Origin of the sequence: Streptomyces sp. NPDC057002, from assembly GCF_042673825.1 — a bacterium.
Taxonomy (GTDB): domain Bacteria; phylum Actinomycetota; class Actinomycetes; order Streptomycetales; family Streptomycetaceae; genus Streptomyces.
In genome coordinates this window covers 1-13,626 of sequence record NZ_JBHURZ010000001.1, presented here as the reverse complement: position 1 = coordinate 13,626, position 13,626 = coordinate 1, and the positions used below count along the sequence as shown (strand labels likewise).

Annotated in this window: 13 protein-coding genes and 3 pseudogenes; 12 read left to right on the top strand and 4 right to left on the bottom strand. The window is 69.0% G+C overall.

The window, feature by feature from the left end; genetic code table 11:
* Positions 1-175: 175 nt before the first annotated feature.
* The 7 genes and pseudogenes from ACFT32_RS00080 to ACFT32_RS00050 all read left to right on the top strand — a co-directional run.
* The gene (locus ACFT32_RS00080) at positions 176-568 is read left to right on the top strand and encodes a VOC family protein (protein WP_382483931.1); all 393 of its coding nucleotides are present in this window, start codon (positions 176-178) and stop codon (positions 566-568) included.
* Positions 565-1,447: pseudogene (locus tag ACFT32_RS00075) on the top strand (sigma-70 family RNA polymerase sigma factor). The gene ACFT32_RS00080 and the pseudogene ACFT32_RS00075 overlap by 4 nt, the downstream one beginning before the upstream one ends.
* 136 nt (positions 1,448-1,583) lie before the next feature.
* Positions 1,584-2,126 (top strand): DUF6368 family protein, encoded by a 543-nt coding sequence (locus ACFT32_RS00070; RefSeq protein WP_382483929.1) that lies wholly within the window; start codon positions 1,584-1,586, stop codon positions 2,124-2,126.
* Between the two features lie 240 nt (positions 2,127-2,366).
* Positions 2,367-3,386, top strand: coding sequence for a VOC family protein (locus ACFT32_RS00065; RefSeq protein WP_382483927.1), 1,020 nt, complete (start codon positions 2,367-2,369; stop codon positions 3,384-3,386).
* 28 nt (positions 3,387-3,414) lie between these two features.
* Positions 3,415-4,218, top strand: a complete 804-nt coding sequence (locus tag ACFT32_RS00060; RefSeq protein ID WP_382486979.1) for an IS5 family transposase — start codon at positions 3,415-3,417, stop codon at positions 4,216-4,218.
* Positions 4,219-4,241: 23 nt separating this feature from the next.
* A complete protein-coding gene (locus ACFT32_RS00055; protein WP_382483925.1) occupies positions 4,242-4,544 on the top strand; it encodes a hypothetical protein in 303 nt (100 codons plus the stop codon).
* Positions 4,545-4,701: 157 nt separating this feature from the next.
* Positions 4,702-4,862 (top strand): annotated as a pseudogene (locus tag ACFT32_RS00050) (transposase); the annotation flags it as partial.
* Positions 4,863-5,017: 155 nt separating this feature from the next.
* Here the strand turns inward: ACFT32_RS00050 and ACFT32_RS00045 are convergent.
* Positions 5,018-7,720: a phosphatidylinositol-specific phospholipase C domain-containing protein gene (locus tag ACFT32_RS00045; RefSeq protein WP_382483923.1), complete on the bottom strand. Its 2,703-nt coding sequence runs from the start codon at positions 7,718-7,720 to the stop codon at positions 5,018-5,020.
* A gap of 244 nt (positions 7,721-7,964) precedes the next feature.
* On the opposite strand from ACFT32_RS00045, the gene ACFT32_RS00040 reads away from it, so the two are divergent.
* The gene (locus tag ACFT32_RS00040) at positions 7,965-8,927 is read left to right on the top strand and encodes a helix-turn-helix domain-containing protein (protein WP_382483921.1); all 963 of its coding nucleotides are present in this window, start codon (positions 7,965-7,967) and stop codon (positions 8,925-8,927) included.
* Between the two features lie 166 nt (positions 8,928-9,093).
* On the opposite strand, the gene ACFT32_RS00035 is transcribed toward ACFT32_RS00040, so the two are convergent.
* A complete protein-coding gene (locus ACFT32_RS00035; RefSeq protein ID WP_382483919.1) occupies positions 9,094-9,726 on the bottom strand; it encodes a type III effector protein in 633 nt (210 codons plus the stop codon).
* 128 nt (positions 9,727-9,854) lie between these two features.
* On the opposite strand from ACFT32_RS00035, the gene ACFT32_RS00030 reads away from it, so the two are divergent.
* The 3 genes and pseudogenes from ACFT32_RS00030 (at position 9,855) to ACFT32_RS00020 (ending at position 11,247) form a co-directional block, all read left to right on the top strand.
* A complete protein-coding gene (locus ACFT32_RS00030) occupies positions 9,855-10,286 on the top strand; it encodes an Hsp20/alpha crystallin family protein (RefSeq protein WP_382483917.1) in 432 nt (143 codons plus the stop codon).
* 124 nt (positions 10,287-10,410) lie between these two features.
* Positions 10,411-10,734, top strand: a pseudogene (locus tag ACFT32_RS00025) (DUF2267 domain-containing protein); the annotation flags it as partial.
* 69 nt (positions 10,735-10,803) lie between these two features.
* Positions 10,804-11,247: a DUF2267 domain-containing protein gene (locus ACFT32_RS00020; RefSeq protein WP_382483915.1), complete on the top strand. Its 444-nt coding sequence runs from the start codon at positions 10,804-10,806 to the stop codon at positions 11,245-11,247.
* 982 nt (positions 11,248-12,229) lie between these two features.
* Here the strand turns inward: ACFT32_RS00020 and ACFT32_RS00015 are convergent.
* Both ACFT32_RS00015 and ACFT32_RS00010 read right to left on the bottom strand, forming a co-directional pair.
* A complete protein-coding gene (locus tag ACFT32_RS00015) occupies positions 12,230-12,949 on the bottom strand; it encodes a cation transporter (protein ID WP_382483913.1) in 720 nt (239 codons plus the stop codon).
* 1 nt (position 12,950) lies between these two features.
* Positions 12,951-13,286 carry an ArsR/SmtB family transcription factor gene (locus ACFT32_RS00010; protein ID WP_382483911.1) on the bottom strand — a complete coding sequence of 112 codons (336 nt, stop codon included), beginning with the start codon at positions 13,284-13,286 and terminating at the stop codon, positions 12,951-12,953.
* On the opposite strand from ACFT32_RS00010, the gene ACFT32_RS00005 reads away from it, so the two are divergent.
* Positions 13,181-13,576, top strand: coding sequence for a Chromate resistance protein ChrB (locus tag ACFT32_RS00005; RefSeq protein ID WP_382483908.1), 396 nt, complete (start codon positions 13,181-13,183; stop codon positions 13,574-13,576). The genes ACFT32_RS00010 and ACFT32_RS00005 overlap by 106 nt on opposite strands.
* Positions 13,577-13,626 lie beyond the last annotated feature (50 nt).

The following is a 13,626-nucleotide window of genomic DNA, read 5'->3' as shown; positions in this document are numbered from 1 at the left end:
GGGCGTCCTCAGCATCGGCTCTGGCAGCGTCCACGTCACGCGCGATGCCTGCACCGCGTTCGCCGGCCAACAGCTCCGGCGGACCGGTCCTGTTACCTTCTCCCGTCGGCACTCGTCATAGGTGCGACGGCCGAATACGAACGGTCGTCACACCAACGAGTGAATCGAGAACCGGATGCTGACCAACATCATGTACGCGACGATCTACGTCACCGATCAGGACCGCGCGCTGAAGTTCTACACCCAGGGCCTCGGCCTGGAAAAGCGCCTCGACTTCCCGGGACCTGACGGACGTTTCCTCACCGTCGGCGTTCCCGACAGCCCGGTGCAGATCATCCTGTGGCCGCAGGCGGCGGCCGCGGGACAGCGGGCCGACGCGGGCCGCCATGCCGCGCCCGGTCTGCTGATCCTCGAATCCGACGATCTGCGAAAGGATTTCGAGATCTTGCGCCCGCGCGGCGTCATCTTCGAAGAGTCCGAACCCCAGGATTATCCGTTCGGGCTCCGCATCGAGGCGGTGGACCCGGACGGCAACCGGGTCTCGCTCCGTCAGCCGCGAAAGCCGTGACCGCCCATCCGTCCGGCTCCGTCACCGAGGCGTTCGAAGCCCAGCGCTATCGGCTGCGCGCCGTCGCGTACCGCGTGCTGGGCTCGCACGCCGACGCCGACGCCGACGCCGAGGACGTGGTCCAGGAAGCCTGGATGCGCCTCGCCCGCCAGGACGAGGCGACAATCGGCAACCTGGCGGGTTGGCTGACCACCGTGGTCGGCCGCATCAGCCTGGACCTCCTGAGATCCCGCAGAGCCCACCCCGAAACCGCCTACGAGTAAGAGTGGGCGAACCTCGTGGTGACAACCGACGACGACCCCACGCCGGACGAGCAGGTGGCGCTGGCCGATTCGGTCGGCCTCGCCCTGCTCGTCGTGCTCGAGTTGCTCACCCCGAGCGAGCGCCTGACGTTCGTCCTGCACGACATGTTCGCTGTCCCGTTCCAAGAAATCGGCCAGATCCTGAGCAAATCCGCCGACGCCACCAAGATGATCGCCGGCCGTGCCCGCCGCAAGGTCCAAGCCACGGACCGGCGGGCGAGTCCCGGCCGCGAGCACCGAGAGGTCGTCCAGGAACTCGGCGCCGCCGCTCTCAGCGGCGACTTCGAAGGTCTCCTGCGTGTCCTCGACCGAACGTGAAGCTGACCGTCGACACCTCAATGGCGTGGTCGTCACCCTCGGTGCCACCAAGGTCGCCGCCAGGCCCGCATGTTCTCCAGCGAAGTCGCCCGCCACCGACCCGTGCTGGTCAACGGCATCCCCGGCCAGATGCCCTGGCGCCCGACGGAAGCCCTCTGTCCATCATCGCCTTCACAGTCACCGAAGCCGAGTCACCGGCATCCACATGGTGGTCGACCCGGCCAAACTCGCCTCGATCCATCTGCCCACCCCGATCTGAGCCCGCCCGCCAACCCACTTCGCCTGTCGGTGCCTGTGCTCTATTCACAGAACGCGGTTCTGGCTCAACTTCTGTGGTGCGTGCACGCTGCGTAATGAGGTGGGGAAGACGGTTCCGGCTGGTTAGGCTCCGAGCTATGAGCGGACCGGTGTTGGGGATCGAGTTGGCGGAGGCCGTCCCCCGCGCGGCGATTCAGCGGCTCCGCGACCTTCTGGTTCGCTCGTCGGCACGGTTTGAGGAGAAGCGGGTCGGCGAGTACGACCTGAACATTCACGTGGAGAGCCTCGGCATCTCGGAGACCGGGGACGTCGACGGAAGCCGGCCTGTCCTGGTTTCCGTCATGGGACCCGGTATCGGCGACGAGTCCGTGCTCGAGGCCGAGCACGCCGATGAAGTCGATCAGGAGTCTCTTATCGGCTTCACGCCGACCCACGCCGTCAATGTCGTCGCCTTCTGCAACCGTCCAGTCGACCACGTCGTCACGGCCCTGCTGACCGCCGCCGTTATCGACGTGATCGGTGGAGTCGTCAACGCCGAACTAAGGGAGGACCAAGTGCCAATGGTGGTCGGCCTTCCCGGCGTCATCGCCACGACGACCGGTCCGTGGCCTGCCGCGTATGGTTCGGCGGAGTTCCTCAGAGCATGGGCTCAGCAGCCCAGCTTCCGGTTGCTGAAGTAGCCGGAACTCGGCCAGCCAGCTCAGGCGAGTAGTACCCGCTTGCGCAACAGACTGAAGCCCGCGCGGCCGAACATCTGGCGCTTAAGACGTTGTCTCATTTGACCGACAGTCAGAGTCGGTGGACTGAGTGCGCGCTGGTGCAGTAACGATCTAGTGGATCGTCGAGTGCTTCAGTGGCACATGGTGGCCCCATTCTGCGGTGCGTTGACCGGTGATCGACCCTTCCTTACGGTGACGGCTATGGGACACGACACTGCCCGCATCCACCACGTGGGCCACATCGTCGAGAACATGGCTCAGGCGATCAGCCTGTACGAGCGGCTGGGGTTCGTTATGCCACCGCCCAGCTGTCCGGCGATGTCCCGACGTGAGGGCGCGGTGCCCGAACCCTTCGGAGCCGCCAATACCCATGCGGATTTCCCGTGTTCCTTCCTCGAACTCGCGACATGGGTGAAGGAAGGAGACACCGGAAACCTGCCCGCCGACACACACCTCGTTCCCCTGGAGGCGCCGGCCGATGTGTTGCCTCTGCTCGTGGAACGGATCAGCGAGACCAGCGCCAACGTGGCCGCGTGCCTGGACCGCTTCCAGGGGGTGCACATCCTCATGTTCTCGTCGCCCGCCATCGACGAGGCAGCCGAGCGACTGACCTCCGCTGGCGTACGGCACGGCGGGGTCAACACAGTGCGGCGAGCCTCACCCGAGGGTGCGAGAGTTTCGGTGGAGACGGTCCGTTACCTGGAGATCGACGGCGAGAGGTCCGATGCCAGGCCGGGCACGGTCGCCGAAGGGCGGGTGGGCTTCGTCGCCGATCTGGACTCGGATGTCCAAGGTGCCCGCCGCCTCGACCACCCCAACGGCGCCGTCGAGCTCGTCGAGACGATGCTCTGCGTCGCCGACCCGGAACTGGCCGCGGTTCGGCGGCGGTACGAGACGTACCTCGGACGGACGGCGCGGCAGGAAGGGCCCGCTTACGTCTTCGACCTCGATGGTGCCACCCTGAAACTTGTGCCCAGCTCGGGTCTGGCGACCGCCCTGCCGGGCGAGCGGCCCCCCGCCCTCCCGGCGCTCGTTGGCTACACCGTGGTCGTACGTGACCTCGTCCTCACTCGCGACCTGCTGCGCCGCAACGGGCTCACCGTTCGAGAGACACCAACCGGCGACATGTTCGTACCGGCCGACGCCGCTCTGGGCACCGCTGTCGTCTTCCGTCCCGCCGCATGGAGCAGCCGCGGATTCTTCATCCGCCGCCCGGTCTGATCCGGTTGATCCATAGTCTGGGCGCGTGATGACCGTTGAGCGGCTGGTGCCGGACGAGTTGTGGAAGTTGTTCCAGCAGGTGGCGCCAAAGGCGCCGACCCGGCCTCAGGGCGGTGGCCGACGTCGGCACGGTGACCGGGAGGTGGTCGCTGCGATCATCTTCGTGGCCACGTCAGGATGCACGTGGCAGCAGTTGCCTTCGGCGTCGTATGGGCCATCGGGAGCGACGGCCCATCGGCGCTTCTCCGAGTGGACGAAGTCCAGGGTGTGGGCCAAGCTCCACCGCCTGGTCCTCGATGAACTCGGCTCGCGTGGCGAGCTGGACTGGTCCCGCTGCGCGATCGACTCCGTGAACATGCGGACCCTCAAAAAAGGGGAGCTGACAGGTCCGAATCCTGTCGATCGGGGCAAGTATGGCTCGAAAATTCACTTGATTACTGAGCAGGCCGGTCTACCGCTGTCCATCGGTATCTCCGGAGCCAACCTGCACGACAGCCAGGCCCTGATTTCCCTGGTCAAGGGCATACCGCTGATCCGCTCCCGCCGCGGACCCCGCCGACGCAAAACGGGCATGCTTCACGCCGACAAGGGCTATGACTACTCGTACCTGCGGCGTTGGTTACGGCAACGCGGCATCACCCACCGCATCGCCCGCAGGGGCATCGAGACCTCGCAGCGATTGGGCCGCCACCGGTGGACCATCGGACGGACCATGTCCTGGCTCGCCGTATGCCGCCGTCTCCACCGACGCTACGAGCGCAAAGCCGAGCACTTCCTCGCCTTCACGAGCATCGCCTGCACCCTCATCTGCTATCGCAGACTCACCAAATGAGATGGCGTCTAAGTGCCTGTGCCGTGCTGCACATCAACGTCGCGTCCTTCGTCGTCACCTGGCGCGACGACGCCGGCCTGACCATCGCTCAGCTCGTCGCCTACATCATTCTGATTTTCTCCCTCGCCTTGTGCCTGTGGGGGCTGCTGACCGCCTCCGCGCTCTTCGTCGAGTACGGACATCGCGACGCCTTCGGCCGGACTTCCGCCAATGTCACCGCTGAGGCTGCTGTGGCAGCCCTGCTGCTTGGCATCAGCGGACCGTTCTTCCTGCCTCCCCTGACGTGGGCGGGGCATGCCTGGGCTGTCTCCATCGGGATCCTGTGACCAGAGCCGGGCAAGCCGACCCGGCCTCCTGTGGTGCGCATTCGGGATGCCACTGTGGAACCCACTTTGGTGCCCGGCACCGAGCAGGACGGAAACCCGCAGGTCACTGCGCAGATACGGTCGCTGATCGACGAGCTGGTGGGCCGGGCCCAGGCACACCGACGACCTCGGCTATGACAAGCACGACCCGGCGGGCAGGAACGGCGGCAACTCCCGCAACGGCACCCCGCGACAAGACCGTGCTCACCGAGAATCGGACCGGTCGAGATGTCCGTACCCCGCGACCGGGACGGCACCTTCGAGCCGAGCTCCTCGAAGAATGCGGCGACGGCGTCCATGTCCTCGACGACGATGCCGACATTGTCCATCCGCCTGATCGCCACGCTGTGCTCTCCTCGATGCTTGTGGTCCAGCGCCCCACCCCGGAACGTATCCCCGAACGGAGCGCTCGGCACAGACGGCGCGCCCGGTCGCTAGCCCGGGACCACCGTGTCGCTCATGCTCGGCTTCCCTTCACCCGAAGCGTTCCAGGCGCAGACCAGGATCACGTACTCGTGACCCGCCGTGACCCCCGTGATCCTGGCGGAGCGGGCGGAGGCCGGGTAGCCGATGATCCGGGAGTGGTTCATCGGGGTGCTCTTGTCGTACACCCATACCGCGTACCGGACGATCGAGCCGCTGTGCGAGTTCGTCGGCGCCGACCAGCGCACGTCGATCGAGCCCGCGCCGGCCGTCGCGGTGAGCCCCGGCGGCCGCCCCACCGTCGTCGGCGCCGCCTTGCCCCGGACCGTCGAGGACCACGAGGAACGGTTGGCCGCGCCGTCACCGGCGACCGCGCGGACCCGCACCTCGTAGGTGTGGCCGTCGTAGGGCTGGTCGGTGAACTGCCAGGACATGTCGTAGCGCGGGGCGCTCACACCGGGCACCACGTCCTGCCAGTCCGCGTTCGAGTCGGTGGTGACGTCACGCCACTGAACGTCGTAGGTGTGCGCGCCGAAGATTTTGTCCCAGGTGGCGGTGACGCCCTGCTGGGTGCCGTCGAACTTCATGCCGGACGGCGTGGCGAGCGACCGGCCGGGTGCGCTGTCCGGTACGTCGGGCGCGGCGGCGCCGATGCCGAACTCCTTGTGCAGCACGGTGCCGAACGCCTGGGCGATGCGGTACTCGCCGAGGGCGTTGGGGTGCAGCCCGTCGTAGGTGGTGGCGCAGGTCGTCGCCTTCGGGTCGCAGCCCATCGCCTTGTCCAGGTCGGCCAGCTCCACCGGCGAGGCGCTGGTGCTCCAGCCGGGGGCCGCCTTGGCGAGGGCCGCGTTGTAGTCGCTGATGCGCTGGGGGAGGTCAGGGTTCGCGTCGCCCAGGGTGGTCCGCTGGGGGACGTTGGCCAGGACGATCCGCACGTCCGGGTTGACCACCCGCGCGTTGTCCACGAACTTCTTCATGGTGCCGACCAGATCGGCGCCCGCCCCGTACCAGCCGATGTCGTTGAAGCCCAGCTCGACCAGGAGCAGGTCGGGCGTCCGGCCCTTGGCCTTCAGCTCCTGCATCACCGGCTTGATGGTCGGCACGGTCCGGGTCAGTGAACGGCCCCAGAGGGCGTAGTGAGCCGAGCCGCCAGCGGAGAACCCGGCATTCACGCCCCCGGCGTACTCGCCCTGGACACGCGGGTCGCCCAAACCTGGCTCCGTGGGCTCGCCGTCGCCGCTCTCGCCCAGCACCGGCGGGCGCGGCGGCTGCGCGTCGGCCTGCCGCACGGTGCCCCGGTACGGCCCGACGAAGGTGACCGGCCACTTCTTGCTCCTGGCCCAGTCCCACAGCCGGTAGCGCCAGGTGTGGTCACCCTCGTACCCGTGGCTGAGGGAATCGCCGACCACCATGACGTCGCGGATGTCGGTGTGCGTCACGGAGTTGCGGGCGATGATCTCGTCGATGAGCTTGCCGCCGGGGAAGTCCATCATCATGACGCCCATACGGTCCAGGTCGGACCGCCCGCCGAACCGGTCGTCGCGTCCGGCGTAGAACTCCGGGCACCGGTCCTTCTCGGCGCGCAGACACTGGATGAGGAAGTTGTTCACACCGGTCGCCGTCGGGGTGCCGCCCGCCACCGTGTAGGGGTGGACGCCGGTCCCGAAGCCGCTGGCGTAGTTCAGATACAGCGCGTCCTGCTCGTACTCGTGGTCCTTCTCACCGGGGCGGCTGCCGTCCCACGTGCCGTTGGTCCGGCGCAGGTGCGCGCGGACCTTCTCCCACTTGTCGTCGATGTCGCTGATGGTGGACAGCTCGAAGTCGTCCTGCACGTACTCCTCGTTGGAGCCGCCGGACGGGTAGGGCTGCTTGAGCCCGTAGCCGCCGAAGATGCCGCCGCCGGTGTTCCGGTAGCCGAGGAGCACGACCTTGCCGCGTACCTCGCCGAGCGTCGGAACGCGGCTCGACTGGCTCTTGCCGGTGACCGAGGGGCGCCAGAACAGGTTGCGCCAGGCGGTCGACGGGTTGCTCTCGTTACCGTCCCCGGTGTATGAGCGGCCGTTCAGGTAGGAGTCGAAGATCTTCTTGCGCCACTCGTCGGTCCCGAACCCGTCGGCGTCCTTGCAGGAGAAGGTGGAGCCGGTGCACTCCGCCTTCAGGTTCATCAGCACGGTTTCGCCGGGGTGGGCGCTCAGGAAGTCGTCGGTGGCCTTCAGCACGTCGGTGAAGTTGGCGTACTGATAGGTGGCGCCGTGGTGGACGGTGAACTTCAGCCCCTCGTCCCCCTTGTCGACCCGGACCCGGATGTCGAGCGCCCGGATGCCGGCATCGAACTGGGTGGTCAGGGTCTTCGCGCTGAAGCCGTGGTTCTCCTGCGTCTGGGTGATGCTGGTGACGATGCCCGAGCACTGGCCCGTGTCCGGGTCCGGTGTGTCCCCGCAGAGCGCGAGGCTGTCGTGGGTGCCGGGCACCGAGAGCCAGGCGAGGTTGGTCCCGTCCGGGACGCGTGACATCCAGTCGACGTTGGCCGCGGAGGCTTCGGTGATGCTGCTGTAGTAGTCGTTCGCCCGGGCGGGGGTGGCGGAGAGGAAGACGCCGGAGACGGACAGCAGCAGGGCGAGGAGCACGCCGAGCGCGGTGCTTCTCGCCACCATCGCCGGCGGGCGTATCAGGGATCTTCGGGACGAGCGGGTCTGGCGTATGACGGTGATCATTTCCATCCTGGGGCGGATCGGTCGGTCGACTGGAGGGCCGCGCGTGCGCGCGCGAGTCGTCCGGCGAGATGTGTGATGATCCCCTTGTCGGGCTCGCCGGTTGGTGATCGCAGCCTGCCCGGGACGTGTGTCCCGGGCCAGCCCGGACGGCCGTTCCGGGACGCTGGGACGCTCCGCATCCCCTGACCAGGCGGGATGCGGCCGCAGGGGACACGGGGTGGGACGTGTGGGTGGGGTGGGGACGGTGAGGGACGCCGATACGGCGGCCGGGCTGGGCGAGATGCTGCGCTCGCTGAAAGAGCGCGCGGGCCTCAGCTACGGCGCTCTCGCGGGCCGGCTGCACCTGAGTACCTCGACGTTGCACCGCTATTGCACCGGTGACTCGGTGCCGGCCGAGTTCGCCCCGGTCGAACGCTTCGGCCGGATCTGCCGGGCGGACCCCGAGGAGCTGCTGGAGCTGCACCGGCGATGGGCGGTGGCGGACGAGGCGCGGCGCGGGAGAGGGGCGAGCCCGTCGGAGGGTGGGGAGGTGCCGGTGCCCGCGCCGGTACCGGTCGTCCAGAGTCCGCCGACTGTCGCGGAGCCGACGCCGCCAGCCCGCCAACTCGTCTCGCGGTACGTCCTGCTGGGGGCCGCCGTGGTCGCCCTCAGCACCTCCGGAGCGCTGGCCATCGACCGGTTCCGCGCCGAGTCGGTGCCGGACCTGACGGTCCCGGCCATCACGGTGCCCGACCCGTCGACCGAGGAGGTCGGGGCGGCCGGAGGGAACGTCCCCCTCTCGGCGGCAGTCGTCCCGTCCGACGACGACTGCCCCCGGACGGACGGCAATCGGACTCGTCCCACGACGTTCCGCCTGAAGGTGCGAAGCACGGCAGAGGGCCCCGTGACCATGACCGCCATGGACGTCCGGGTACTGTCCGCCGAAGCCCCGCCCGCCGAAGTCACTTACGCGGACTGTCAAGGCACAGACGCACAGCACCCGTTCGCCGTGGACCTGGACGCCCCTGAGCCCCGGGCCGTGAGCCCGAGGCGCGGCTTCCCGCGCGAGGCGTCCGCCGGGACCCCCCTGGTCCTGGACGTCACCGCGCACACGTCGAAGAGCGAGGTGCGCTGGTACCTGGAACTGAGATGGACCCAGGGCCCCCGCTCGGGCACGCTACGGATCGACGACGGCGGTCACCCCTTCCGCACCGGAGCGGTGAAGTAGCGCCGTCCCCTCCCGTGGCCTGAACCGAACCGGGGTGGCACCGCAGGAGGACAGTGGTGCTACCCGGCCGGGTAGTCCAAGATCTGCGAGCTGGAGCGGAGGCGACAACCTCAACCTCGAAGCCCCGCTCAGGGACTGGGCTGAGGAGCTCCTCAATCGCTTCGGCTCAGGGGGGAGTGAGGGTGTCGGCCTGTGAGGCTAGGTCTGGGTGAGTACTGGCCAGGTGATGCCGGGTGGCGGTCAGAGGAGCGATGAGGCTGGCGGGGTCGTCGTGGGCGAGGGCCGCGCGGAGTTCGCGGATCGGGAGACGGGCGGCGGGGGGCAGGTCGGTGAGTGCGGTGATCTGGCCGGCGAGCCGGCGCAGATCGGCCGCATGTCGGCGGGCCCAGGTGGCGGTGGTGCGGTCCGCGGCGCGGGCCTGTCGGGTGGCCGTCACGCGCTGTTCGCCGGTGGTCCCGGCCGGGCCGGGGCGGCCGCGCAGGTAGCGGCGTTCGGCGGCCTGGCGGCTGGCGACGCCGAGGGGGTGGGCGAGGTCGGCCCAGCTGGCGCCCGCGTCGCGGGCTGTTTCGATCAGGCCGGTCTCCCATCCGGCGAGCTGTTCGCGTACCTGGCGCAGCAGCGACAAGGAGGCCAGGGCCTGTTCCGGACCAGGACCGGGAGTGTCAGGGGCGTTCGGGGTCCTGTGCCGGGCCTCGCGCAGGGCATTGTCTATGGCGTCGAGGGCCGCCGCTGCGGCGAGGAACGAGGCCGGGCTGTGGGCGTCGGCGGTGGGGGAGGACGGTTGGTTGGCCGGGGGCATGGGCACCTCCTTCGGTTCGTCATCAGATGGACGACATCGTGTTTGTCATCCATTGGATGACATGCTACAACGGTGTCAGTGAGGCGCATTGGCAGCAACTGCCTGAACCTGCTGGAGGTGTTTTCACGATGTTGATGCGCACTGACCCCTTCCGTGAGCTGGACCGGCTGGCACAGCAGCTGGTGGGCCCGGGCACCTGGTCGAAGCCGTCGGCGATGCCGATGGACGCCTACCGCGAGGGCGACGAGTACGTGGTGGCCTTCGACCTTCCCGGTGTCACAGCGGACGCGATCGACATCGACGTCGAGCGGAACATGCTGACGGTCAAGGCCGAGCGCCGGCCGGTGGCGAAGGCCGACGACGTGCAGATGGAGCTGTCCGAGCGGCCGCTGGGCGTCTTCTCCCGCCAGATCGTGCTCGCCGACACCCTCGACACCGAGCGCATCGAAGCCCACTACGACGCGGGCGTGCTCACCCTGCGGATCCCGATCGCCGAGCGCGCCAAGCCCCGCAAGATCTCCATCGGCGTCGGATCCGGACACAAGGAGATCTCCGGCTGACACCGGCCGGACAGGTGCGGAGGACGGGCACCTGATCTCCCCCCTCACCCGCCCTCCGCACCTCCTGTCGGCAGTCCGAAGGACATGAAGGGGTGGCGGCCGAGATGACTCTGCGAGGCGTGACGAGGCGGACCGCGCGGCCCGTGTGGTGCTCGCCTTGCTCGGCGCGCCCGGTCGGCGAGGTCCACGCTCAGCTCACGGCACACCTGCCGGAGGATTTCGCCCTGATCCTGCCCAACCCCGCTGCAGCGGCGAACCGCTGTCCCCGAATCGGTTCGTGCGGCGACCGCGGCCTGGATCAAGAGTGTCACCGCGCAGACCGCGACCTGACGTCAGCGCCATGCTGTCCACGGTCGCCGACACAGCCGGCGATGACCTCCTGGGCCTGATCCTGCTCCAGCTCCCCGACGGCTACGACCTGCCCTTCGGCCGCCCTCGGCCCACCTGACCCATCGCTGGGTGCCGGCGCACCGGCTCCAGCCCACCCACCCTGGTTCCACGAAAGGCATACACCGTAGTGATCACCGACGTGCGCGTACCGCTTGAGCACCAGCAGCCGTACTCGACGGCGTATGAGCAGATGCTGGAGAAGGTTCGCTACGAAGGCGCCTACCCCACCCGTGAGAGAGCCGACGAAGCCGTCCGCCTGGTCCTCTCAGGGCTGGGACGTCAGCTGACCGGCGACGAACGAGTCGACCTGGCCGCCTGCCTGCCCCCGGAGGCCGCACGCGTCATGACCGCACAGATCCCCGCCACCCAGCCGCTGACCGGATGGGCCTTCGTCAAGGCCCTCGCCGCCCGCTCCGGCGCCTCCCTGGCCACGACCCGGTGGGACACCGGCTCCGTCTTCGCGGCCGTCGCCGCCCACGCCGGCCCCGACCTCATCACCCGCATCCTCCACCAGCTCCCCACCGGCCACGCGCTGCTGTTCGGCCGCGCCGAACTCACCACGGCCGCGTAAGCGGACACCCTGCACGCGGAGCCGCAACAGGAGCAGACCTCGATCGAAGCCCTGCAGAGCCTTTCGCCGCGTAGGCGACCGCCCTGCACGACCGCGCATGCTGATCAGCCCCGCCGTGTGGTTGCCGCCCGGCGGGGCTGACTGCCATGTGCGAACTGGGGTGCCCAGATCTATGAGTGCGTGCGGTCAGCCGCAGTCATTGCGGTTGATTTTCCTGAACCGAGAGCCCGGGGTGGCACCGCGGGAGATCAGCGGTGTCACCCGGCAGGGGCATTCTGCATCTCGTTGCCGACCTCGACCAGGCACGAACCCTTGCTGCCGACCCTCGGGGCTCACAGGCCGCACGCCAGAGCACCGGCTGATTCGACGACAGCCTGGCCGCCCAATGCGCCTCCGCACACCGTGTGCGCCGAGCGGTGAGGGGCCGTGCCGTCGCTGTCCGGCTCCTTGGCCTCACACACGACCTGCGCCATCCATTGGGGGCCGCGTCCGGTGGCCTGCACTACCTCCGCTGCTGCGCTCGTGGCCGTCACTCCGCTTGCCGCCGACACCCCGCGCAGCGGTGTGATATCGCGCTCGATGACGAACCGGAACCCGGGCCACGCTCGCCGCGCACCTGCTGCAGCACCCAGCCCGAAGGCCGGCGCTCCCTGAGGGCCTCGCCCACTACCGGTGGCGGCGACGGCTCGATCCGCTCGGTGCGACGGTGACCTGCTGGACCACCGCCCACGGACATGTGCAATGGGCGAACACCTCAGCGCGCCCTTGCGTTCCTGGACTGGGACGGCTGGGGCAGCGCTCCCGTAGGGTTCGACGCCGCCATGCTCTACGCCTGCACCCTGTTCCAGCCGGACACCGCCGTCCGCGTCCGCGCCGCTTCCCCGCCCTGGGCGGCCCGGCCGGCCTCGCCGCCGAAGCGACCGTATGCGCCCAAGCTGAGGGCCCCGGCGTCGGTCGACGCCGGGGCCCTGCGTGCGTGCGGTCAGTTGCAGCAGTCGCAGCCCGGACGGCAGCCGCACGCATCCGCCTCGTCGCCGACGGACGGCACGAGCGCGGCGGTGGGGGCGCAGCATCCCTCGTCCTGCCACGCCTCGCGGCCTTCCTTGATCGCGATGGCGGCGATGACCAGGGCGGCGATCGGATCGGCCCAGGACCAGCCGAGGGTGGCGTTGAGGACCAGGCCGAGCAGCAGCACGGCCGACAGGTACGTGCACAGGAGTGTCTGCTTGGAGTCCGCGACTGCGGAGGCGGAGCCGAGTTCGCGGCCGGCGCGGCGCTGGGCGGCGGACAGGAACGGCATGATCGCCAGCGACAGGGCGGCGATGATGATGCCGGGGATCGATCGCTCTGCTTCCCCGGTGCCGGTCAGGGCACGGACGGCGTCGATGGTGACGTAGGCGGCGAGGGCGAAGAAGGAGACGGCGATGATCCGCAGGGTGCGCTGCTCTCGCGCCTCGCGTACGGCGTGGTCGGCCGCGGAGAACTGCCAGGCGACTGCGGCGGCGGAGGAGACCTCGATGATCGAATCGAGGCCGAAGCCGATCAGGGCGGTGGAGGAGGCGAGGGTGCCGGCGGTGAGGGCGATGATCGCCTCGATGACGTTGTAGGTGATCGTGGCCGCGACCAGGAGGCGTATCCGGCGGGTGAGGAGGTCGCGGCGGGCCGGGGAGGGGCCGAGGGGTATCGATATCTCGGCGGTCATCTCAGCAGCAGCCCTTCTCGTCGGCGTCGGCGCAGGTCCGGTCGGTCTCGACGGCGACTACTGCGGTGCGCAGGTCGTCCAGGGCATGGCCGAGGCGTTCGTCGGCCAGCTCGTAGCGGGTGCGGCGGCCGTCGGGGACCGTGACGACCAGCCCGCAGTCACGCAGACACGCGAGATGGTTCGACAGCCGCGTGCGCGAGATGCCGAGTGCATCGGCGAGATCGGCCGGGTATGCCGGGGCGTCGCGCAGGGCGAGCAGGATGCGGCAGCGGATCGGGTCGGCGAGGGCGCGGCCGAACCGCGCCAGCACCTCGATCTCGGAAGCGAGAGTCAGCACACCCTAACAGTACAGAGAATCCTGAATTCAGAAAATCATGTATCAATGTAACGCCTGCTACATCCTCGGGCGTGACAGCTCAAGGATCTGGAATACGCTGGCTCGTCCTTGTCATCAAGCTGCCCGCCGAGCCGTCGCGGCACCGGGTGGCGGTCTCGCGCGAGCTGCGCAAGGTCGGCGCGCTCTCGTTGGGCCAGGGCATCTGGGCGGTGCCGGATGTGCCGGTCTTCGCCCCCGGGGTGCAGGCGTGCTCTCGAGCTCGGCGAGAGTGCCGGCCGGTCAGGGCGTGACGTTTCGGGCGTCTGGGCGCTCCGCCGAGGACGTGGTCTGCTTCGAGGCG

Bases quoted from the DNA above. Each gene is read 5' to 3' on its own strand.
- ACFT32_RS00080 (WP_382483931.1), top strand. From the start codon at position 176: ATGCTGACCAACATCATGTACGCGACGATCTACGTCACCGATCAGGAC.
- ACFT32_RS00070 (WP_382483929.1), top strand. From the start codon at position 1,584: ATGAGCGGACCGGTGTTGGGGATCGAGTTGGCGGAGGCCGTCCCCCGC.
- ACFT32_RS00065 (WP_382483927.1), top strand. From the start codon at position 2,367: ATGGGACACGACACTGCCCGCATCCACCACGTGGGCCACATCGTCGAG.
- ACFT32_RS00060 (WP_382486979.1), top strand. From the start codon at position 3,415: ATGACCGTTGAGCGGCTGGTGCCGGACGAGTTGTGGAAGTTGTTCCAG.
- ACFT32_RS00045 (WP_382483923.1), bottom strand. From the start codon at position 7,720: ATGATCACCGTCATACGCCAGACCCGCTCGTCCCGAAGATCCCTGATA.
- ACFT32_RS00035 (WP_382483919.1), bottom strand. From the start codon at position 9,726: ATGCCCCCGGCCAACCAACCGTCCTCCCCCACCGCCGACGCCCACAGC.
- ACFT32_RS00030 (WP_382483917.1), top strand. From the start codon at position 9,855: ATGTTGATGCGCACTGACCCCTTCCGTGAGCTGGACCGGCTGGCACAG.
- ACFT32_RS00015 (WP_382483913.1), bottom strand. From the start codon at position 12,949: ATGACCGCCGAGATATCGATACCCCTCGGCCCCTCCCCGGCCCGCCGC.
- ACFT32_RS00005 (WP_382483908.1), top strand. From the start codon at position 13,181: ATGCCGGGGCGTCGCGCAGGGCGAGCAGGATGCGGCAGCGGATCGGGT.